This window comes from Streptomyces sp. NPDC006997, assembly GCF_040635175.1.
In the GTDB taxonomy this organism is placed as follows: domain Bacteria; phylum Actinomycetota; class Actinomycetes; order Streptomycetales; family Streptomycetaceae; genus Streptomyces.
Genome location: NZ_JBEYHH010000027.1, coordinates 47,484 through 68,264, shown reverse-complemented (window position 1 = coordinate 68,264; position 20,781 = coordinate 47,484). Strand labels below are relative to the sequence as shown.

Here is a 20,781-nt window from a genome sequence, read left to right as displayed (position 1 = left end):
TCTCGCCACCCGCCCGATGCCCGGCACCGCGTAAATCACCAGTGGCGCCGGAGGGACCGGCTCACGCCGTGCGCCTTCCGCGTGACGTCCGCGTCAGGAGCAGGCCGCCGCCGATCAGCAGGACGGTGCCGATGGCCGCGGGCCACAGCTTCGCGCCCGTCTCGGCCAGCCCGCCGCCGACCGTCTGGGGCGCGGTCAGCGACCCACTCCGCTCGGGGCTGGGCGCGACGGTGACCTGCGCCGCGGCGGCGGTGCCGTCGTCTGAGGCGTCGGAGGGGCGGACCGTGGCCGGGGGAGAGGTGCGGATCTTGGGGGAGGCGGGGGCGGGGGAGGCCGTCTTGGGGTCCTGAGCCTTCTCTGACTCCCCGGGCTGCTGGGACGGCTCGGGCTCCTGCGACTCCTGCGGGTCCTCGGCTGGCGGGGCGGTCTCGCCCGGGTCTTCGCTCGGCTCCTCGCTCGGGTTCTCGCTCGGGTCTTCGCTTGGGTTCTCGCTCGGGTTCTCGTCGGGAGGTGTCCCCCCGTCGTCCGGCAGGTCGGTCGAGTCGCACGTCCGGCCGCTGTTGATGCAGCCGACCATCACGTCCATCAGGTCCTCGTCGAAGACGTTGACGAAGTCGCCGTGGTCCGTGACCGGCTTGTGCAACTGCTCCGGGAAGGAGTCCACCGCGAACAGCGGCGTCGTCCGGCCGCCGTCGCCCAGGCTCGGCGCGGCCACGTCGTACACGATCCGCTGCACCAGCTGCGGGATCGCCCGGAACCCCTCCGGGCAGCGGCCCCCGGCGTCGGCGAAGGCCACGTGGGTGCGGTGGTTGGCGCTGTCGATGCCGCTGCCGTCCCAGCAGCTCTGGAACCGGAAGGTGCGCACCACGTCGCTGCCCTCCGGGCACAGCGGGTACTTGTCCTTGAGCTGGCGGTCCTCGAACCCGGTGCAGCTCCAGGAGGCGTTGGCGTTGGCGGTGCCGTTGACGAAGGCCTTGGCGTCGCCGGTGATGATGCGCAGCAGCTTCGGCATCGCCGTGACCTCGCCGACCGGGCTGCCCTCGAAGGTCAGTGTGACCTCGGCGGGCGTGACGATCTCACCGGCGTTGCCCTCGATCCCGCCGCCGGGGGACTCGGCGTCCCGCTCGACGGTGCCGTTGCGGAGGCGCAGCACCGGCCAGTAGTAGGTCGACCTGTCGCCGGGGTTGGCGCAGCTCGTCTCGGCGTTGGCCAGGTCCTCGTCGCTGGCGAAGGCGGTGTTGGACTGGTTGCCGATGTAGTCGTGGAAGTGGTGGGCGCCGTTGGAGACACCCGGCGCGACGATGATGTTGTCGGAGTTGAACAGGCCGTTCTCGTTGACGCCGCAGCTGGTGGTGAAGGTGCCGCGGGAGGCGTCGGCCTGCCGGGGCGGGCGCTGCGCGGTGGGCTGCGCGGAGGTGATGTCGGCGTAGTCGGCGGCGACCGGACCGTTCCCGGCCTGCTCTCCCTGGCCCTGGCCTTGGTCCTCCTGCCCCTGTCCCGGTCCCTGTTCCTGATCCTGCCCCTGCTCCTGGCTCTGCTCCGGTTCCGGCTGCGCTTCCGTGACGCTCACGGCGCAGGACGCCAGGTCCGCCAGCCCTTCCGGGGCCTCGCCGGAGCGGTCGACGGCCGCCGTGATCCGCCCGATGGACGTGCCGCGCTGCTCCTGGAGCGGGTCCGTGATCGCCGCCGGGTCGATGGTGTCGCCCTGCGCCGCCGTCTCCTGGAGCCGTTGGTAGGCGTCCGCCACCTGCTGGTCCAGGGCGGCGAGCTCCCGGTCCACCTCGGTGCGGGCGTCGTCCGGGACCTCGGTGAGCCGTGCGCCGACGTCGGGGCAGTCGACGGTGGCGGCGCGGCCCCCGTCCAGGAGGACGCGTTCTCCGCTGTCGGTGGCGGAGGCGTAGACGTTCACCCCCACCAGCCCTCCGCCGCCGAGCATGAGGGCGACCGCTGCGAATGTCGCGCGTCGCGCGCCTGTGGGGCGTCTGCGCGTGTTGCGTCTCACGGATGGACTCCTACACGTGTGGGGGCGACCTGGTCTTGGCGGCCGTCCGTACTCGTACGGAGTCCAACGCGGGTGTGTTCAGGCGTCGTTGGGAATATCTGCTTGGTCGGGCTCGTCCGCACTGTCGCGCACATGGGTGAGTTTGTCAGAGTTTGGTCACCAGGTAGGCGCGCGAGTGGGCGGCCAGGAAGACCTCGGTCGCCTCACGGAATGGGGGTGGACTCGATCGTTTCCGTTCGGGGTCCGTCCCTTTCGGTACCGTGCCGTACCCATCCTGAGCTGGTGGTATTTACGGGTAAGTACCCCGAGCGGTACCGTGATGTCATGCCAGCTCTGAATGTGGAGTTCAGCGAGCGCGAGCTGGAGGACCTCCGACAGATCGCCAAGGAGCGCGGTACGTCGATGAAGGCCCTCGTGCGTGAGGCCGCCGCTGCCGACATCGCCCGGCACCGGGCGCTCCAGGAAGGCGCGGAGGCGTTCCGCCGGTTCTTCGCCGCGCACGCCGACGAGTTCGCGGCGGCCTTCCCCGACGACGAGCCGCCCGCCAAGGGTGAGGGACGGGCCGCCTGAGCCATGACACCTCCCGTCGTCCATATCGACGTGCCCTGGCTGCTCCAGCGCCATGAGGAGGTCATGCCGGACCAGCCCACCGTCAGCGACTTCTCCGCGCTGGTCGCCGCCGTCGCCCGGCACCGGGTCGACCCGCCGCGGCTCGGCGTGGACTCCGACCCGGCCTGGCGGGCCGCCGCCCTGCTGCACACCCTCGCCCTGCTCAAGCCCCTGCCGTCGGCCAACGCCCGCTTCGCGTGTGCGACGGCCGTGGCGTACATGTTCGTCAGCGGCGTCGGCATCGACCCGCCGTACGGCGCCCTGGTGGACCTCGCCCGCGATCTGATCGACGGCAAGGCGGACGTCTACGCGGCGGCGGACCGGCTCAGGTCCTGGCAGATCTGAGCCGGTGCGCGCACCGTCCGGGGCGGCTTCCCGGGGCCGCCTGGCCGAGGGCGGGAGGAGCGGGGCCAGGCGGCCCGGCGCGCGCGGGAGAGCCGCCGTCCCGCGCGGGGCCTCCGAGAGGGCCGGTGCCCATCGCACTACGCGGGGCGGCGCGGGCGGGAGGGTGCGTGGAGCGCCGGTGTGTGCGCGTGCTTCACACGGGGCGCGGAGAACCTCGAATGCCGGTGCGAATTCGCAGGTGAGGTGCCCGCTCATTGACGCGCTTTCAGTGAAACCGATGTTGCCCGGGTGCCTTGTTGGCCATGAGCGACCTGTGCGAGGGTGAACCCGCCATGCGGGGGGCATTTGCCAGGACTCGCGGACTTGTTGAACCGGGTCCGGAGTGCCAGAGGCGAATTCACGCGCCCCGCTCACCGTCAAAAAGGTACGCACCAATACGCACCCGTAGAGGCTCCTTTTCGGCGACAGAACTCATGTGTGTCCACGCGCGCGTGGGAAGGAATCCGCTCAAGTGCCCACCCCCCACCCCCCTCGACCTCCGTATCCGCCGCCCGGCGCGGTGTCCGGTGAGTCCGACGAGGCCCTCGCGGCCCGGCTCACCGGTGCCGCGGACGACGAGGTCGCCCACTCCACCGGCCTGCTGATGGCGCGCCACTGGCAGCCGGTCCACGAGTACGCCGTCATCTGTCTCGCCTCCTCGGCACAGGCCGCCTCGATGGTCACCGGCACCGCCTTCCACCAGGTCTTCGACCGGCTGACGCTGGGCGAGCCCGGGGTCGCGCTGCGGCCCCTGCTGCTGGTGACCGTGCGCGACACGGTGCGCCGCTGGTCGGCCGACGACCAGATATCCGGTGTGCTGCCGGAACTGCTGAAACCCGCCGGAGGCCGCGGTATGCGCGCGGCGGGCTCCCTGACCCCGGAAAACCGCAAGCTGGCCGAGCGGTCATTCCTCGGCCTCACCCCGGTGGCCCGCTGTCTGCTGTGGCACACCGAGGTCGAGGCGGAACCGATATCCGTACCGGCCGGTCTGCTGGGCGTCGACACCCACAGTGCGACGGCCGCGCTGGAACAGGCCCGGGACCAATTCCACGAGGGCTGTGTGCGGGCCCACCGGGAACTGGCGCCGAGCAAGGAGTGCCGTTACTACAACCGGCTCCTGGACGTGCCGATCCGCCGGGGCGGCACCCTGCTGCCGGACGTACGGCAGCACCTCGACGACTGCCGCTACTGCCGCTCCGCGGCCGAGCAGCTGAGCCATGTCGAGAGCGGGCTGGGGGCGCTGCTCGCGGAGGCGGTACTGGGCTGGGGCGCCCGTCGCTACCTCGACTCCCGGCCCGCCCGCGGCCCCCAGGGCCCGGGGGGCCGCCGCTCCGGACGGCACGGCGGCCGGGCCCGGCGCCACCGGCTGCTGGCCCGCCTCCCCACCCCGGTGGTCCTGCCCACCCCGCGCGCCCTGCTCACCGGCGTCGGCGTCGCCTCCGCCGGACTGCTCGCCACCGTCCTGGTGTCCAACCTGTGGTCCTACGACGGCGACCCGGCGGCCTCCGGCAGCGTGGCCACCGGACGCCAGGGCGGGCCGGGGGTGTCGGCGCCGCCCGACAGCGCCGCGCTCCCCGGCGCCGTACGCCGTATCGGCTTGCGCAACGCCGAGGCCGACCTGTGCCTGGGGGTGCGGGGCGTGGTGCGGGCCGGCGCGGGCACCGAGTTGGCGCCGTGCTCCGACGCGCGCGGCCAGCAGTGGTCGTACGAGGACGACGGACTGCTGCGCAGCGTGGCCGAGCCCGGCCTCTGCCTGGACTCGCACGCGGACGCCGGGGTCGTCATCCTCGGCGAGTGCGCCGCCGCCGACGTGGAGCGCGGGGCCGACGTGCGCTACGACCTCACCGTGCGCGGTGAGCTGCTGCCCCGCTGGGACGAGCAGCTCGCCCTCGCGGCCACCACCGACGCGCCCGGCGCCGACATCGTCGTCAAGGTCCGCGACGGCTCCGACGGCCAGCGCTGGCTGACCGGCTCACCGTCGGCCAGCTCCGACCCCCTGTCGGTCACCGGCACGGAGGGCCCGTCGGCCCGCCGCGTGGAGCTGCCGGGCGGCCGCAGGGCCTGACGCCGGGAACGTCGGCACCGGTGCGCACACCTCCGCCGGGGGTGTGCGCACCCCCGGGCTCAGGCGCCCTCCTCCACCACGTCCCCGGCGCCCACCGTGCCCGGGCGGGCGTGGCCCGACAGGGCGAGGGTGAGGTCGAGTTCGGCCAGCAGGCAGCGGATGACGTGCTCGACGCCGGGCTGGCCGTCCAGGGCCAGGCCGTAGACGTACGGGCGTCCCAGCAGGACCGCGCGGGCGCCGAGGGCGAGGGCCTTGAAGACGTCGTCGCCGGTGCGCACCCCGCTGTCGAAGAGGACCGTCAGACGGTCGCCCACCGCCCGGGACACGGCGGGCAGCGCGTCGGCCGCCGCCACCGCGCCCGCCACCTGACGGCCGCCGTGGTTGGAGACCACCACCCCGTCCATCCCGGCGTCGGCGGCGAGCCGGGCGTCGTCCGGGTGCAGGACGCCCTTCAGGACGATCGGGCCGTCCCAGTGCTCCCGCAGGAAGGCCAGGTCGGGCCAGGTCTTGCCGGGGTCGGCGAACATGCCGACGAAGTGCATCACCGCGGCGTTCGGGTCCTCGTGCGGCGGTTTGGCGAGGCCCGCCCGGAACGCCGGGTCGGAGAAGTAGTTGGCGGTGCCCACGCCGTGCAGGAACGGCAGGTACGCCTGGTCCAGGTCGCGGGGCCGCCAGGCGAGCAGCGGGGTGTCCAGGGTGACCACCAGCACGGAGAACCCCGCCGCCTTCGCCCGGTCGAGGAAGCTGCGGGTCACCTCGCGGTCCTTGGCCCAGTAGAGCTGGAACCAGCGCTCGGCGTCGCCCATCGCCGCCGCGACCTCCTCCAGGGGTGTGCTGGACGCCGAGGACAGCGTGAACGGCACCCCCTGCGCCGCGGCGGCCCGCGCGGCGGCCAGCTCGGCCTCCGGGTGCATGATCGACAGCACCCCGACCGGCGCCAGCGCCAGCGGGGCGGGCAGCGGACGGCCCAGCACCTCGACCGCGAGGTCCCGCTCCGCCACGTCCCGCAGCATCCGCGGCACGATCCGGCGCCGGGCCAGTGCCGCCCGGTTGGCGCGGGCCGTGCTGCCGTCGCCCGCGCTGCCCGCCACGTAGCCGACCGGACCCGGGCCCAGCCGCCGCTCGGTGAGCTCCTCCAGCCTGGTCAGGTCGGTGGGCAGCCGGGGGACCGCGCCCGTCATGCCGTTCAGGTAGATCTCGTACTGGAAGTCCGCCCAGTGCTTGGCCATCGCCAACTCCCGCCTCTCCTCGTCGAGCCGCGTCGCGCGCCCCGACGATACTGACGAGTAGCGCGGGTCGTCCGGTCCGCCCCCCGTACGGGCTGTTTCCGGCCGATTCGCCAAGCGACCGAAACCGGCCATTCAGTCATCACGATCGATCAAGAACGGGCAGCCACGGGACTCGGCGCGAGCGGACTCCGTGACTTCCCGCCACTGATTCAACACGCAAGGTTACTGAAACCGGTGGGGTCGATGTGAGTTTCGGCGGCGGACTCGGCAGACTCGCGCTCGCCGGTCCGGCACCCACCAGGACGCCTTCCCGGCACTTCTGAAACCGAGCGGAAGGATGCACACGATGCGGAACCCCGCGCGCTGGGTGGCGACCCTCGGCCTCACGGCCACCGCCGTCTGCGGACCCCTGACCGGGGCGTCGCAGGCCACCGAAGCCACCCCGTCCGCGCTCTACGCCCCCTCGGCCCTGGTGCTCACCGTGGGCCACGGTGAGACGGCGGCCCTGGCGGCCCCCGAGCGCGCCGTCACGCTGGACTGCGCGACGCGGCCCGTCGGCACGCACCCGGCGCCGCTCGCGGCCTGCGCGGAACTGCTCGGGGCGGGCGGTGACCCGGACGCCCTCCAGGCGGTCGGCGACGTGCTGTGTACGCGCGAGTACCGCCCCGTGGTCGTCACCGTCGACGGGGTCTGGCAGGGCCGGCGCGTCTCCTACGAGCGCGCCTTCGGCAACGAGTGCGTGAGGAACTCCCACGGAGCGTTCTTCGCGTTCTAGACCGGGGCCGTACGGTCCCCGTGAGTGCAGCGGACCCGTAACTGGGGAGTGCGGGTCCTTCACGGGGCACCTCGCGGTCCCGCACCGGGGACCGGTGGGCGGAGTGGGGCCGCCCCCGGTCCCCGGCACCGCGCGTGAGGGCTACCGGCGGTCGCGGTGGCTGGTGTCGCACCACGGGTAGCGGCGGCTGCGGCGGCAGGTGCACAGGGCCACCCGGAAGCGGTCGGAGGAGACGGTGGTGCCGTCCTCCAGCTCCACTTCGACCGGGCCCTCCACCAGCAGCGGGCCGCGCCGCTCCAGCCTGACGCGGCGGGTGTCGCGGGACGGCTCAGCAGGGCGCTTCGGCACGGACGATCACCAACTCCTCCCGGTCCTCGGTCGCGGCCAGCAGCCCCCGCTCCCGCAGCCAGTCCGCCCGCGCGCGCAGCACCGGCCCGAAGGCGATGCGGCGCCGGTGCGTGACCGCGGCCCCGAGCCCGGCCGCGCGCAGCTGCCCGACGGTCCGGCCGGGGTCGCTGAGGGCGGAGTGCACCAGCAGCAGGGTGCCGCCGGGGGAGAGCAGGGCGGGCGCCTCCCGGCAGATCCGGTCCAGTACCGCCCGCCCGTCCCGGCCCCCGTGCCACGACGTCGCCGCGCCCCTCGGCCCACGACTGCCCTCGGGGCCCGGCACGTACGGCGGGTTGGTCACGATCAGGTCGAACGACTCCCCGTGCACGGGCGCGAACAGGTCACCCTGCCGGACCCGCACCGGCAGCCCGGCCCGCCGGGCGTTGCGCCGCGCGGCCCGTACCGCCCGCCAGGACACGTCCACCGCCGTCACCCGCGCTCCGCGCCGCGCGGCCCGCAGCGCCAGCGCGCCCGTCCCCGTACCGACGTCCAGGACGTCCGCGCCCGGCGGCAGCGGCTGCGCGGCCAGGGCGTCCGCCAGCAGGGCGGTGTCCTCCTGCGGGGCGTAGACGCCCGGCGGGGCCGCCGAGGCCAGCGGGGGTGTCGTGTCGTCCGGCGGTGCCGGTGTCACTGAGGAAGTCACGCACCCCAGGTACCCCACTGTTCACGACATATGGGGCGCAAGGTGCTTTTCGGGAGTGTGCAGGGAGGACCGGCCCGCGTGCCAGTCGGTCAGCAGCCGGGCCGCGAGACGGTCCTCGACGTGCCCGGTCGCGTCGATGCCGAAGGCCACGTCGGACGCCAGACGCGGCTCCTCCTCCAGCAGGCCCCCGATGACGTCGTACCGCACCACCTGCTCGTGGACGGCGTCGGCCTCCACGTGCTCGTCGTAGAAGTGCTCGGCGGCCGGTCCCGCCCCGGTGCGGCGCATCGCCTCCGCCAGCCGCCGCGAACCCGGCGACGAGGTGACCTCCACCGCCGCGAAGTGCCCCACGAGGGCGCCGCGCAGCGACCGGTGCAGCCCGAACAGGGACATCAGGTTCACCGAGGCCAGCACCTCCGCGGACGCCGCCGGGAGATAGCGGCCGTACGACGTGTCCAGGCCGAGGTCCGTCATCAGGTCGGCGAAGAGCCGCGCGTGCACCCGGTCGGGACGGCCGCCGCCGTACTCGTCGAACTCCACCGCCGCCATCGCCGCCTTCGCGCGCCCCCACAGCCTGGGCAGCACCCACGCGTGCGGGTCCGCCTCCTTGAGGTGGTACAGGGAGCGCTGCATGGCGTACTCGCGCAGCTGCCACAGCTCGCCCTCGTCCCGCAGGAAGTGCGTGACGCCCGTCCCGTCGACGGGCTCGACCAGCAGGTCCGCGAGGGCGTCGGTGACCCCGTCGTGGACGCGGGTGTCGGCGCGCAGCGCGGACAGGAAGCGGTGCTCCAGCGCGGCCCGGGAGCGCAGCAGCTCCGGGTCCCACTCGCACTCCGGGCGCACCCCCGCGAAGCCGCGGTAGTGCAGCTCGTAGCAGAGGTACAGGGCGAGCTGGAGGTCGTCGCCGTACGCCGTCGCGTCCGCGACCCGCGCGGGGTGCGGGGGCGGTCCCGTCTCCGTCAGCCGGTCCAGGACGGCTGCCGAGAGCGGGCCCCGGGCGGGCGGCAGGAGTGGTTCGACGTGTGTCATGCGGGCCGGGTACCCCCGCCGCACCGGACCGTGCGTCCGCGGGGGCGCCGCCCGTCAGCCGGGCGGCGCCCCCACCGGGTGCCTCACTCGCCCCGGGACTCCTTCCGCGCCTCCACATGGGGGGTGGTGGCGTCCCCGGCCTCACCCCGGCGCCTGCGCTGCTCCTAGGTGTCCCGGGTGCGGCGCTCGATCTTCTCCATCTCGCGCAGCACCTCCTCGCGGGCCGTCTCCGCGTGGTCCGCGCGCTCCGTGCCCGTGGCGCCCTTGTCCTCCGCCTCCGACATCTCACGTCTCCCGCCGTCTCGGGGTCTCAGGTGCTCGTCGTCGCGATCCGCAGCGGGACCGGCTCCGCGGGCTCCCCGCCGGTCTCCTCGGGGGAGCGGGACACCTCCGCCCACCAGGACGGGCCGTCCTCTATGTGCCGCAGCAGGATCCCCTCGCGGATCGCCCAGGGGCAGACGGTGACCGTGCGCAGCCCGGTCAGCTTCATCGCCGTGTGCGCCACCACCGCGCCGGCCAGGCTCTGCGCGGCGCGCGGGGCGGAGATGCCGGGCAGCCGGGCCCGCTCGGCGGCGGGCAGCTCGGCCAGCCGGGTGATCGCCCGGCGCAGGTCACAGCGGTTGAGCTGCCGCTCCACGAACGGCCCGTGACGCCCCGGCGCCGCCCCGCACAACCTGCCCAGCTGCTGGAACGTACGGGAGGTCACCACCGCCGTGCGCGGCCCCTCCCAGCGGATCCGCGCCGCCACGTCCCGCAGTTGGTGCCGCACCCTGCGGCGCAGCCCGCGGACCATCTCCGGCGACGGCGGGTCCTGCCCCGCGAAGAACTCGTGGGTCAGCCGCGCCGCGCCCAGCGGCAGCGACGCCGCGAAGTCGGGCATCCGGCCCCGCCCGAAGGCCACTTCGAGGGAGCCGCCGCCGATGTCCATCAGGGCCAGCGGCCCGGACCGCCAGCCCATCCAGCGCCGCGCCCCGAGGAACGTCAGCTCCGCCTCCACCTCGCCCGGCAGCGTGCACAGCTCCACGCCGGTGCGTTCGCGGACCGTGCGCAGCACCTCGTCGCGGTTCGGGGCGGCCCGCACCACGGCGGTCGCGAAGGCGAGCGGACCGGCCGCGTGCCAGCGGGCCGCGGTCCGCGCCGCGTCGGCGACCGCGCCGACCAGCCGCTCCACGGCCTCCTCGGGCACCCGGCCGCCGGGTCTGACCTGTTCGGAGAGTCTCAGCCGCCATTTCGCGGTGTGCACCGGCAACGGCACCCCGCCCTCGGCGTCCGCCACTACCAGCCGTACCGTGTTCGATCCCACATCCACCACACTGATTCGCATGGGCCCGCGCGTACCCGCTCACACCGGGTGTCAAAGGTGTCCGGCACGGTAACGGCGGGAACCGGGCGGTCGGCCGCCTCACGCGAGCTGACGGCGGACCAGTTCGCGCAGCCGTCCACCGGTGTCGGCCAGCAACTGGGCGGGCGGGCCCTCCTGGACGATCCGGCCGTCCTCCATCACCAGGACGCGGTCGGCGTCCAGGACCGTCGACAGGCGGTGCGCGATGACGATCCGGGTGGCGTTGAGGGCCTTGGTGCTCTCGATGACCGTGCGCTGGGTGTCGTTGTCCAGGGCGCTGGTCGCCTCGTCGAGGAACAGGATCCGCGGACGGCGGATCAGCGCCTGCGCGAGCATCAGCCGCTGCCGCTGGCCCCCGGAGACCGAACCGCTGCCGGAGACGAGGGTGTGCAGCCCCATCGGCATCCGCCTGATGTCCTCGGCCAGCCCCGCCAGTTCGGCCGCCGCCATCACCTCCTCCGGCGAGTGCGGCTCGGTGCCGCTGATCACGTCCATGATCGAGCCGGTGAACGGCTGGGCGTGCTGGAGGACCACCCCGCACTGCCGTCGCACCGCGGACTGGTCGAGCGCGGCCAGGTCCTGACCGCCGTACAGGACGCTGCCGGAGGCCGGGCGGTCGAAGCCGATCAGCAGGCGCAGCAGCGTCGACTTGCCGCAGCCGCTCGGGCCGACGACCGCCACGAACTCCCCGGGCCGCACCGTGAGGGAGACGTCGTCCAGGACCAGCGGGCCGTCGTCGGAGTAGCGGAACGACAGCCGCCGCGCCTCCAGCGCGCCGGTCAGCGGACCCGGCCGGGTGCTCCCGGCACGCACCTCGGGCGCCGCCCGAAGCACTGGCTTGATCTGTTCGTACAGCGGCAGCGCCGCCACCACGGAGACGAAGGCGCCGGTCACCTGGGTGACGGCGGTGAGCAGCATGGTCACCGACGTGTGGAAGGCCAGGAAGTCCGCCGCCGACATGCTGCCCCGCGCCGGGCCCGCGAGTAGCACGAACATCAGCAGCGAGCACAGCGGCAGGTAGACCGCGCCGAGCACCGTGGTGAGGTTCCTGATCCGGCCCACCCGCTGCTGGAGCACCCGGCTGCGCGCGAACTGCTCCGCCCAGGCCGCGTAGGCGTAGTTCTCGGCCGCCGCGACGCGCAGCTTGGGCAGTCCGCGCAGGGTCTGGAAGGCCTGGTTGTTCAGCTTGTTGGTGAGCACCACGAGCCGCCGCTGCCAGCGCACCTGCCACACCCCGAGCCCCAGGAACACCGCCGCGACGACGGCGAGCATCCCGAGCGCCGCGAGCGCCATCGGCACGCTGAACCACAGCAGCAGCCCCAGGTTCACCGCGCCGACCGTGACGGACTGGGCGAGGGTGGGGCCGACGCCCGCGAGCATCCGGCGGATCGCGCTGATCCCCATCGCCGCGCTGGCCAGCTCGCCGGTGGAGCGACCGGTGAAGAACCGGGTCGGCAGCCGCAGCAGCCGGTCCCACACCGCGGGCTGGAGCGCGGACTCGACCCGGCCCTCCAGGCGCAGGACCGTCAGGTTCTGCAGCAGCAGGAACGCCGCCGCGACCACACTGCTCACCAGCACCGCCAGACAGACCAGCCCGATCAGCCCGGCCCGCGCCGTCGGCACGTACGCACCGAGCACCCGGCCGGTGGCGACCGGCACCAGCGCGCCGACCGCCACCGTCACCAGACTGCTCAGGAGCAGCGCCGTCAGATCGCCGCCGGTGCCGCGCAGCGTGAAGCGCAGCAGGCCCAGCGGGCCCAGCGGGCGGTCGGGCAGCGGCCGGTAGAACATCACCGCGCGCGGCTCGAACTCCGCCGCGTTGGCCTTCTCCACCGGTGTCTCCCGGCCGGTCGCCGGATGGACGGCGACATAGCCGCCGCGCCGCCACAGCAGCGCCACCGGCGCCCCGGACAGCGCCCGGTGGCCGACCAGCGGGCCGACGTTCTCCCGCCACCAGCGCCCGGAGAGCCGGACCGCACGGGTGCGTACCCGGGACGCCAGAGCGATCCGCTCCACCGGGTCGAGCCGGTCGTTCCCGGCGTCGCCGTGGCCCGGATCGGCGAGGGCGATCCCGTGGGCGCGGGCGACCAGACGGCACGCCGCGTAGGTGGCGTCCGCGTCGGCGGCCGTGGCACGCCGCGCCGACGGCCTGCCGATCGCGGCCAGCAGCGTGCGGTCCGCCTGGTCCCGCACCGCCTCACCGGCGCGGATCCCGGCCGCCGTACGGGTCTCGTGGGTGCGCTCCAGCTCCTCGATCCAGCGGTCCAGTGTGGTCAGCAGCCGGTACTGCTGGCCGACCATGGACTGCCACACCGCCGGGTCCACCAGCAGGTCGGCCGCCGCCTCCGCGCCGTACGGCGCCCCGTACCGCACGCTCCCGGGCGGCACCCGCATCCAGAACACGTCGTCGTCGGTGACGACCTCCGCCGCGCCCGCGCTGGCCAGCGGCGCCTGGAAGAGCACCGACAGACCGCGGCCGACGCCGAGGGCGAGGGCGTACTCCAGCGGGCTGGTGGTCGGCGGCACGTACCGCGGGTTGCCCCACTCGTCGTAGGACCAGGTCTCGGTGGCCGCGGGCTGGTACAGCTCGCGCAGCCCGATCCGGCGCAGCACGCACTCCCGCAGCGGCCGGGCCACCAGCGTGTGCCGGGCGCCGGAGACCGGGCCCAGCAGCAGCGTGCCCGCCTCCAGACGGCCGAGGTGGTGCCAGTGCCCCCGCCGCGCGGCGTCCACCGCGAACAGGTCGAGCGCCCCGGCCGTGACCAGCCACAGCACCTGCGGCCCTTCGAGGTCGAGCCGGGTGGACCCGGCGCAGTCCACCGCCGTACCCAGCGGCCCCAGGGCGCCGAGCACGAGGTCGCCTTCGGCCACGGACGTCATCTCACCGCTCCCGGACCAGCGCCGCGTACGCCCCACCGCGCGCCACCAGTTCGTCGTGCCGCCCGCGCTCCACGACCGTGCCGTGCTGGAGGACGACGATCTCGTCACTGTCGCGTACGGTGCTCAGCCGGTGCGCGATCACCACACAGGCGCAGCCGCGCCGCCGCAGGTTGTCCATCACCACCTGCTCCGTCTCCGCGTCGAGCGCGCTGGTCACCTCGTCGAGGACGAGGATGCTGGGGCGGCGCACCAGCGCGCGGGCGATCTCCAGCCGCTGCCGCTGCCCGCCGGAGAAGTTCCGGCCGTCCTGCTCCACCGGGCTGTGGATGCCGCCCGGCCGCCGCGCCACCACGTCGTACAGCGCCGCGTCGCGCAGCGCCTCCACCACCGCCTCGTCCGGGATCGACGGGTCCCACAGCGCCACGTTGTCGCGGACGCTGCCCTCGAAGAGGAACACCTCTTGGTCGACGAAGGAGACCGACGCCGCGAGCGCCCCGCGCGGGATGTCCTCAAGGCGCCGCCCGTCGACCCGGATCACGCCCTCCCACGGCGCGTACAGGCCGGAGATCAGCCGCGACACCGTGGACTTGCCGCTGCCGGAGCCGCCGACCAGCGCCACCTGCTGCCCCGGGCCCACGGTCAGGTCGAACCCGGTCAGCAGCGGCTTGTCCAGCGGGCTGTAGCCGAAGGAGACGTTCTCCAGCTCCACGTGCCCGTCCAGTCGGCGGGTGGCGTCGGGCCGGTCGCCCGCGCGCTCGTACAGCGGGTCGGCGCGGAAGTTCTCCACGTCCTTCAGCCGGGCCATGTCCGCCGCGAAGTCCTGGATGCGGCCCGCGACGCCGTTCAGCCGGGTCAGCGGCGCGGTGAAGCGGGTCACCAGCGCCTGGAAGGCGACCAGCAGACCCACCGAGAGATGCCCCTCGATCGCCCGCAGCCCGCCGATCCACAGGATCAGCGCGCTGTTCACCGTCGCCAGCGTCGGCGCGACCACCCCCAGCCACGCCGTGGGCACCCCGAGCCGCTGCTGTTCCTCAAGAGTGGTGGCGTGCTGCCCCGCCCACCTGCGGAAGTACCCGTCCTCCCCGCCGGTCGCCTTCATCGTCTCGATCAGCTGGAGCCCGGTGTAGGCGGTGTTGGTGAGCCGCGCGCTGTCGGCCCGCAGCTTCGCCGTACGCGTCGCGCGCAGCCGTACGACGACCCGCATGGCGACGAGGTTCAGCAGGGCCACGCCGATCCCGACGAACGTCAGCTGCGGGTCGTAGGTGTAGAGCAGCAGGGCGTACAGCACCACCACGACCGCGTCCACGCCCGCCGCCGCGAGGTCGCGGGCCAGTGTCTCGGCCACCACGTCGTTGGACTGGAGCCGCTGCACCAGGTCGGCCGGGCTGCGCTGGGCGTGGAAGGTGACCGGCAGCCGCAGCAGGTGGCGCAGGAACCGGGCGCTGGAGAGGGTGGAGGAGATGATCCGGCCGTGGTGCAGGTTGGCCTGCTGGAGCCAGGTCAGCAGCACCGTCAGCAGCACGCAGGCGCCCATGGCCGCGAACAGCGTGCCGAGCAGGGAGGTCTGACCGCCGATCAGGAACGTGTCGATGTAGGTCCGGCTGAGCGCGGGCACGGCGGCCCCGACCAGCACCAGCAGCAGACTGGCGAGAACGGCGGCGGGCAGCGTCCCGGCGGTGCCGCGCAGCCGGGCGGGCATCGCGCCCCAGACGCCGGGGCGGCGCCCGCCGCCGGTGAAGGCGTCGCCGGGCTCCATGGTGAGGACGACCCCGGTGAAGCTGCCGTCGAACTCCTCCAGCGGGAGGAAGCGGCGGCCCCTGCCGGGGTCGTTGACGAACACCCCGCGGCGTCCGAAGCGGCGTCCCATGCCGTCGTAGACGACGTAGTGGTTGAACTCCCAGAACAGGATCGCGGGCGCCGGGACCTCGGCGAGCGCCGCCAGGTCCATCTGCATCCCCTTGGCGGTCAGGCCGTAGGAGCGGGCCGCCTTCAGCAGGTTGCTGGCACGTGAGCCGTCGCGGGAGACGCCGCAGGCGATGCGCAGTTCCTCCAGCGGGACATGGCGGCCGTAGTGGCCGAGGACCATCGCGAGCGCGGCGGCGCCGCACTCCACGGCCTCCATCTGCAGGACGGTCGGGGTGCGTACGGTCCGTGCGCGGGCCCTGGGCACCGGGCGGCTCGGCGGGGCGGCGCGGCGTCGGCCACGGGTGGCGTGGGCAGGGGTCATGGCAGCAGCCAGTCGACGGGACGCTGGTCGGCCAGCCGGATCGCGCCGGTGGCGAGCGTCATGGAGGTGAGGGGGTGCGGCGGGCCGTCCGCCGAGGACCACCGGTAGCCGCTGTCGGTGCTGCCGGAGGTGTCCAGGCGGACGGTGACGGCGACCGGACGGCCGTCCTCGGTGAACTGCTCGCCCAACCGGGCGTCCCCGAGGAACGCGGCGATCCGCTGGGCGGACCGGGGCGTGGGGTCCACCGATGTCACCCGGCCGCGCAGCACGCCGTACCGGTCGGCGGGCACGGTCTGGACGGTCAGGTCCACGGCGGCGTCGGCGGGGATGGCGGCGGCCTGCTGGGCGGGGACGTACACGGTCGCGTACAGCGGGTCGTCCGTCCCTGCCGTCTTCTCCACGGCGGCCAGGTCGGCGCCGGTGGCGACGATCCGGCCGATGGTCGCGGCGAGCGCGGTGAGACGGCCCGCGGCGGGGGCGCGCACCACGGTCTCCCCGTCGGCCGTGCGGACCTTCAGCACGGGGGAGTCGGCGGGCAGCCGCGCGCCCTCCTTCGCGAGGACCGCGGTGACCTGCCCGGCGACCGGGCTCTGGAGGACGTAACTGCCCTGTCCGTGGGTGAGGATGGCGGGCGCGCGCACCGTGGCGGAGACGGTGCCGGTCACCGCCCACACGGACGCGGCGGCCAGGGCGAGGACCGTCACGGACAGCGCGAGCCAGCCCCGTGGGCGGGCGAGCCGTACCGGGAGGTCCAGCTCCTCCGGCGACTGGAGCTTGGCGAGGGCCTGTTGGCGGAACTGCACGGGATGTCCTCTGGGCGCCCCGTGGTCCCGGAACCGGGCGACGGCTCCGGGACCACGGGGACGCACCCGGGTGCGATCAGAGACCGGCGACCAGGTTGGTGACCGGCGCGGTGCTCAGGCCGGTGGCGCCCTCGACGGTGCCGACGGCGGTGTTCACCAGGCCGGAGACCGGGGCGATGCCTTCCACCAGACCGGTGACGGTGCCCACGGCGTTGACCTGGAGGCCGCCGGAGACGTTGTCGAGGTCGGCGTCGGCGATCTCGGCGGTCTCAACCTGGGGGGTGGAGTTCATGATGGAACTTCCCTTCCTATGGATGTCTCACAAGGGGGAGCGGCCCCTTCCGGGACCCCTTCCGGGGACGGGCGGGCGGGCCGCCACCGCGGCGCCGGGCGCCCCGGCGGGTGCCGTGGCGGGCCCCGCGGTGCGATGGATCAAAACACGCCGCCGCCGCGCCCTTCCAATCCATCACCCCCTCCCACCTGCGCACTTGACCCGCGGTAGCGGCCAACCGTGCAGAGCCGGGCACCGCTTGCCAGCGACTTCTTCACAGCCCGCGCGGGATCGTCGCAGCCGCCCCCTTGCCGACCCGCGGCCGATTCCGGCACTCCCGGCCCGAAGACGTGCCCGGCGGGGCGCGGTTGTGCAGATCCCACGGGCTCGGTGCCCCCGATGGGCAATCGGTGTGCAGATTCCCTGAAGCCGGGATTCCGCCCCGCGTTCGCGACGGACCGTCGTGGGCCGACTACCTCGGGTGCCGACCGGGCCGCGACGCGCCGTCAGCCCCGGCGCGCGGAAACGGAATTGAACGCCCCGCGCGCCCCGTCCGTACCCATGGCCGTCCAGGCGCCCCCGACAGTCGCCGACCGGCGGCCCCGCAGACCCCGTCCCCCAGGAGGTCGAGAAGGTTGAGTCACCAGCGAATGCCGAAGCGCAAGGCCGCGATAGCGGTGGGCGGCGCGGCGGCGCTCGGCGCGGCGGCCCTCCTGCTGCCGCACGCCAACGCCTCCCAGGACGGCACGACGGACCGCGCCGCGCCGAAGACCCTCAAGGCGGCTGACGCCTCCGGACTCGCCGCCCGGCTCGCCGGAGCGCTCGGCGACGCCTTCGCGGGCTTGTACGTCGACTCCGGCAGCCAGCGGCTCGTCGTCAACGTGGCCGGCGACGACGACCGCGCCGTCGCCCGGGCCGAGAGGGCCGGCGCGGAGGTGCGCCGGGTCGACAACAGCATGGGCGAACTGGAGTCCGCCGCGTCGACCCTGAAGAGCGAGGCCACCATCCCCGGCACCGCCTGGGCGGTCGACCCCCGCACCAACAAGGTCCTCGTCACCGCCGACTCCACCGTCACCGGCGACGACTGGAACCGGCTGGAGTCGACGGTCGACACCCTCGGCTCCGGCATGGCCACCCTCAAGAAGTCCGCCGGTACCTTCCGGATCTTCGCCTCCGGCGGCGACGCCATCTTCGGCGGCGGCGCGCGCTGCTCCCTCGGCTTCAACGTCACCGCCTCCGACGGCGCCCCCGCCTTCCTCACGGCAGGGCACTGCGGGGTCGCGGCGCCGCAGTGGTCCGACGCGCAGAACGGGGCGCCGATCGGCACCGTCGACCAGGCCGTCTTCCCCGGCGCGGGCGACTTCGCGCTCGTCCGGTACGACGACCCGGCCACCGAGGCGCCCAGCGAGGTCGACGTCGGCGGCGGACAGCTCGTCCCGATCGTGCGGGCCGCCGAGGCGGCGGTCGGCCAGCAGGTCTTCCGGATGGGCAGCACCACCGGCCTCTTCGACGGCACGGTCACCGGCCTCGACGCCACCGTCAACTACCCCGAGGGTACGGTCACCGGCCTCGTCCAGACCGACGTCTGCGCCGAGCCCGGCGACAGCGGCGGCTCCCTGTTCACCCGGGACGGCGGCGCGGTCGGCCTGACCTCCGGCGGCAGCGGTGACTGCACGGCCGGCGGCGAGACCTTCTTCCAACCGGTCACCACCGCCCTCGAAGCGGTCGGCGCGACCCTGGGCGACGCCCAGGGAGCCGGAGCAGACGAGGACGCGGCCCGCCAGGTGCCCGGCCACGGCGACGAGGTGGGCCTCGGCGCCCGCAGGGGGCACGCGCGGGAGAACTGACGCCACACCCCCGCAGACGTCCGCCGACCGCCCCCCACCAGCGGCGGCGGACACCGCGGTCCGGTCCTTCGGCGGAGGGGCCGGACCGCGTCGCGGGCGCGGGGGAGCGCCGGTCAGGCGTCCTTGCGCCCCCGCGCCCGCAACAGCAGCAGCGCCACGTCGTCGTCCCGTTCCTCCTCCGCCGCCTCCGGCCCGACCAGCGTGTCCGCCAGCTCGTCCAGGGGCAGGTCACCCGCCTCGGCGAGCCGTCGGCCCAGGGCGGCGAGGCCGTCCTCGATGTCGACGCCGGGCGTCTCGACGAGGCCGTCGGTGTAGAGGACGAGCACGGAACCGGGGGCGAGATCGACCTCCGTCGTCGGGTAGGCGGCGTCGCCGTCGATGCCGAGCAGCGGGCCCCCGGCCAGGTCGAGGACCCGGACCCGGCCGTCCGGGCGGCGTAGCAGCGGCGGCAGATGTCCCGCCCGCGCCATCACGGCCCGCCCGCGCACCGGGTCGAGGCGCAGGTACAGACAGCTGGCGAACAGGTCCGAGCCCAGGTCGATCAGCATCCGGTTGGTGCTGGCCATCACCTCCTGCGGGGACTGCCCCACGGCGGTGTACGCGCGGACGGCGGTGCGGAGCTGCCCCATCAGCCCGGCCGCGGTGACGTTGTGGCCCTGCACGTCCCCGATCACCGCCGCGGCCTGTCCGCCGGTGGGCACCAGGTCGTAGAAGTCGCCGCCGATGTCCATGCCCCGGGTGCCCGGCAGGTAGCGGGCGGCGGCGTCGATGCCGGGCAGCGGCGGCAGCGAGTGCGGCAGCAGCGCGTCCTGCAGCCCGTGCGCGAGCTGGTGCTTGGCGTCGTAGAGCAGCGCCCGCTCCAGGGCCAGCGCGATCAGCCCGCCCAGACTCGTCAGCACCGCCCGCTCGTCCGCCGGGAAGGAGTGCGGCTCGGCGTAGGCGAGCACACAGGTGCCCACCGGCCGCCCGGAGGCGATCAGCGGCAGGAAGGCCCAGGAGACGAACCCGTCAGGGGTGGCGGGCCGCGCCGGGTACAGCCGCTCCAGCTCCTCCCGTGACTCGAAGAACGCGGGCACCCCGCTGGTCAGCGCCTGCGCGCCCGGGGTCGTCGAGTCCAGCGGCAGCCCGTCGAACTGCTCCACCACGTGCGGGTCCGGATAGCCGCGGTGCCCCAGCACCCGCAGCCGCCCCGACGCCGTCCCCAGCAGCACCTGCGCCTGGCTGCCCACCGCGGGCGCGATCTCGTCGGCGACCAGTTGCACCACGTCCTGCACGCCCGCCGCCTGGGTCAGCGCCCCGGCCAGGCTCAGCACCTGCGACATGGTCACCAGCCGGGACGGCCCGTCGCCGGACCGGGGCGCGTCCCGCGCCAGCTCCGCCACCGCCCGTGCCCTGCTGATCCGCACGCTCAGCCCGGTCCGGCTCGGGTACATCCGGAACGACAGCCAGTCGCCCGGCGGGCGCAGCGCCACGAACGAGGTGACCTGCTGGCTGAAGAGGGCCGCGCGGTACCGGTCCTCGTACACGGGGTCGTTGAGCCAGGGCACCGACGCCCACAGCTGGGTGCCGACCAGCCGGTCCAGGGCCACGCCGAGCAGGTCGGCCGCGGCCGGGTTGGCGAACGTGATCCGCCCCTGCATGTCCAGCGAACACAGCCCGTACGGCAGCCGGGCCACCATCCGGGGCGCCTCGACCGACCCGAGCGTGCCGGAGGCGCTGTCGATCAGCGGGGCGGCCAGCAGGTCGGGCTCCGGGCGCACCGGCAGCCCCTCCCGGGTGGCCCGCTCCAGCCGGACGGCGAGCCGGTGGCAGGCGGCCGTCAGCTGGTCCCGCTCCCGCCGCGACAGCTCCGGGGGGTGGCCGCTGGGCCAGGTGATGAAGACCGCCCCGTACACCGTGTCCTCCGTCGCCACCGGCACCGCGGCCAGCGCGAACGGGTACGGCAGCACCACGGCCACCCGGGGGAAGCGGCGCGCCATCTCCTCCTCGTCGCCGACCCAGACCAGCGTGCGCTCCCGGGCCGCCTCGGCGACCGGGATCGGCGCCGCGAGGCCCACCCGCTCCCAGGGGGCGGCGAACGCCCGGGGCAGCCCCGCCATCACCGCCATCTGGAGTACCGGCTCGTCGGGGGTGAGCAGGTAGACCGCGCCGGAGTGCGCGTGGACGTCGTCCATCATGGCCGCCAGTGTCCGCGACAGCAGCGGCAGGCCGACCGGCAGCCGGGAGGCCGGTGCCTGCCAGCCGGTGTCCTGCCCCTCGGACACGCCGACCACCTCCTCGCCGTGCCA

At 74.5% G+C, this 20,781-nt stretch carries 16 protein-coding genes; 5 read left to right on the top strand and 11 right to left on the bottom strand.

The genetic code is table 11. The annotated features are described in order from the left end of the window. Positions 1 to 61: 61 nt before the first annotated feature. A complete protein-coding gene (locus ABZ659_RS25275) occupies positions 62 to 2,002 on the bottom strand; it encodes a DUF1996 domain-containing protein (protein WP_360224148.1) in 1,941 nt (646 codons plus the stop codon). 324 nt (positions 2,003 to 2,326) lie between these two features. On the opposite strand from ABZ659_RS25275, the gene ABZ659_RS25270 reads away from it, so the two are divergent. From ABZ659_RS25270 to ABZ659_RS25260, 3 genes are all read left to right on the top strand, one after another. Continuing rightward, a complete protein-coding gene (locus tag ABZ659_RS25270; RefSeq protein ID WP_360224146.1) occupies positions 2,327 to 2,572 on the top strand; it encodes a hypothetical protein in 246 nt (81 codons plus the stop codon). Between the two features lie 3 nt (positions 2,573 to 2,575). Next, complete coding sequence (locus tag ABZ659_RS25265; RefSeq protein ID WP_360224144.1) at positions 2,576 to 2,956, top strand: toxin Doc; 381 nt, start codon at positions 2,576 to 2,578, stop codon at positions 2,954 to 2,956. A 511-nt stretch (positions 2,957 to 3,467) separates the two neighbouring features. Next, on the top strand, positions 3,468 to 5,060 hold the full coding sequence (locus ABZ659_RS25260) for an RICIN domain-containing protein (protein WP_360224142.1): 1,593 nt from the start codon (positions 3,468 to 3,470) through the stop codon (positions 5,058 to 5,060). Between the two features lie 59 nt (positions 5,061 to 5,119). On the opposite strand, the gene ABZ659_RS25255 is transcribed toward ABZ659_RS25260, so the two are convergent. After that, positions 5,120 to 6,289 (bottom strand): alpha-hydroxy-acid oxidizing protein, encoded by a 1,170-nt coding sequence (locus ABZ659_RS25255; protein ID WP_360224140.1) that lies wholly within the window; start codon positions 6,287 to 6,289, stop codon positions 5,120 to 5,122. Between the two features lie 346 nt (positions 6,290 to 6,635). On the opposite strand from ABZ659_RS25255, the gene ABZ659_RS25250 reads away from it, so the two are divergent. Beyond that, positions 6,636 to 7,064 (top strand): subtilase-type protease inhibitor, encoded by a 429-nt coding sequence (locus tag ABZ659_RS25250; RefSeq protein ID WP_360224138.1) that lies wholly within the window; start codon positions 6,636 to 6,638, stop codon positions 7,062 to 7,064. Between the two features lie 141 nt (positions 7,065 to 7,205). Here the strand turns inward: ABZ659_RS25250 and ABZ659_RS25245 are convergent, their stop codons facing one another. The 8 genes from ABZ659_RS25245 to ABZ659_RS25210 form a co-directional block, all read right to left on the bottom strand. Continuing rightward, entirely contained in the window at positions 7,206 to 7,412 is a 207-nt protein-coding gene (locus ABZ659_RS25245; RefSeq protein WP_360224136.1) for a CDGSH iron-sulfur domain-containing protein, read from the bottom strand. Further along, positions 7,393 to 8,082 carry a HemK2/MTQ2 family protein methyltransferase gene (locus tag ABZ659_RS25240; protein WP_360224226.1) on the bottom strand — a complete coding sequence of 230 codons (690 nt, stop codon included), beginning with the start codon at positions 8,080 to 8,082 and terminating at the stop codon, positions 7,393 to 7,395. The genes ABZ659_RS25245 and ABZ659_RS25240 overlap by 20 nt, the downstream gene beginning before the upstream one ends. A 33-nt stretch (positions 8,083 to 8,115) precedes the next feature. Further along, positions 8,116 to 9,123: an iron-containing redox enzyme family protein gene (locus ABZ659_RS25235; protein ID WP_360224134.1), complete on the bottom strand. Its 1,008-nt coding sequence runs from the start codon at positions 9,121 to 9,123 to the stop codon at positions 8,116 to 8,118. A gap of 310 nt (positions 9,124 to 9,433) precedes the next feature. Then, entirely contained in the window at positions 9,434 to 10,447 is a 1,014-nt protein-coding gene (locus ABZ659_RS25230; protein WP_360224132.1) for a Ppx/GppA family phosphatase, read from the bottom strand. A 78-nt stretch (positions 10,448 to 10,525) separates the two neighbouring features. Next, positions 10,526 to 13,345, bottom strand: coding sequence for an NHLP bacteriocin export ABC transporter permease/ATPase subunit (locus ABZ659_RS25225; protein WP_360224130.1), 2,820 nt, complete (start codon positions 13,343 to 13,345; stop codon positions 10,526 to 10,528). Between the two features lies 1 nt (position 13,346). Further along, entirely contained in the window at positions 13,347 to 15,572 is a 2,226-nt protein-coding gene (locus tag ABZ659_RS25220) for an NHLP family bacteriocin export ABC transporter peptidase/permease/ATPase subunit (RefSeq protein WP_360224128.1), read from the bottom strand. After that, positions 15,569 to 16,375 carry an HlyD family efflux transporter periplasmic adaptor subunit gene (locus ABZ659_RS25215; RefSeq protein WP_360224126.1) on the bottom strand — a complete coding sequence of 269 codons (807 nt, stop codon included), beginning with the start codon at positions 16,373 to 16,375 and terminating at the stop codon, positions 15,569 to 15,571. The genes ABZ659_RS25220 and ABZ659_RS25215 overlap by 4 nt, the downstream gene beginning before the upstream one ends. Before the next feature lie 76 nt (positions 16,376 to 16,451). Then, the gene (locus ABZ659_RS25210) at positions 16,452 to 16,667 is read right to left on the bottom strand and encodes a type A2 lantipeptide (RefSeq protein WP_360224124.1); all 216 of its coding nucleotides are present in this window, start codon (positions 16,665 to 16,667) and stop codon (positions 16,452 to 16,454) included. Between the two features lie 614 nt (positions 16,668 to 17,281). On the opposite strand from ABZ659_RS25210, the gene ABZ659_RS25205 reads away from it, so the two are divergent. Continuing rightward, positions 17,282 to 18,493 carry a S1 family peptidase gene (locus tag ABZ659_RS25205; RefSeq protein ID WP_360224122.1) on the top strand — a complete coding sequence of 404 codons (1,212 nt, stop codon included), beginning with the start codon at positions 17,282 to 17,284 and terminating at the stop codon, positions 18,491 to 18,493. A gap of 113 nt (positions 18,494 to 18,606) precedes the next feature. Here the strand turns inward: ABZ659_RS25205 and ABZ659_RS25200 are convergent, their stop codons facing one another. After that, positions 18,607 to 20,766, bottom strand: a complete 2,160-nt coding sequence (locus ABZ659_RS25200; RefSeq protein ID WP_360224120.1) for a SpoIIE family protein phosphatase — start codon at positions 20,764 to 20,766, stop codon at positions 18,607 to 18,609. Positions 20,767 to 20,781 lie beyond the last annotated feature (15 nt).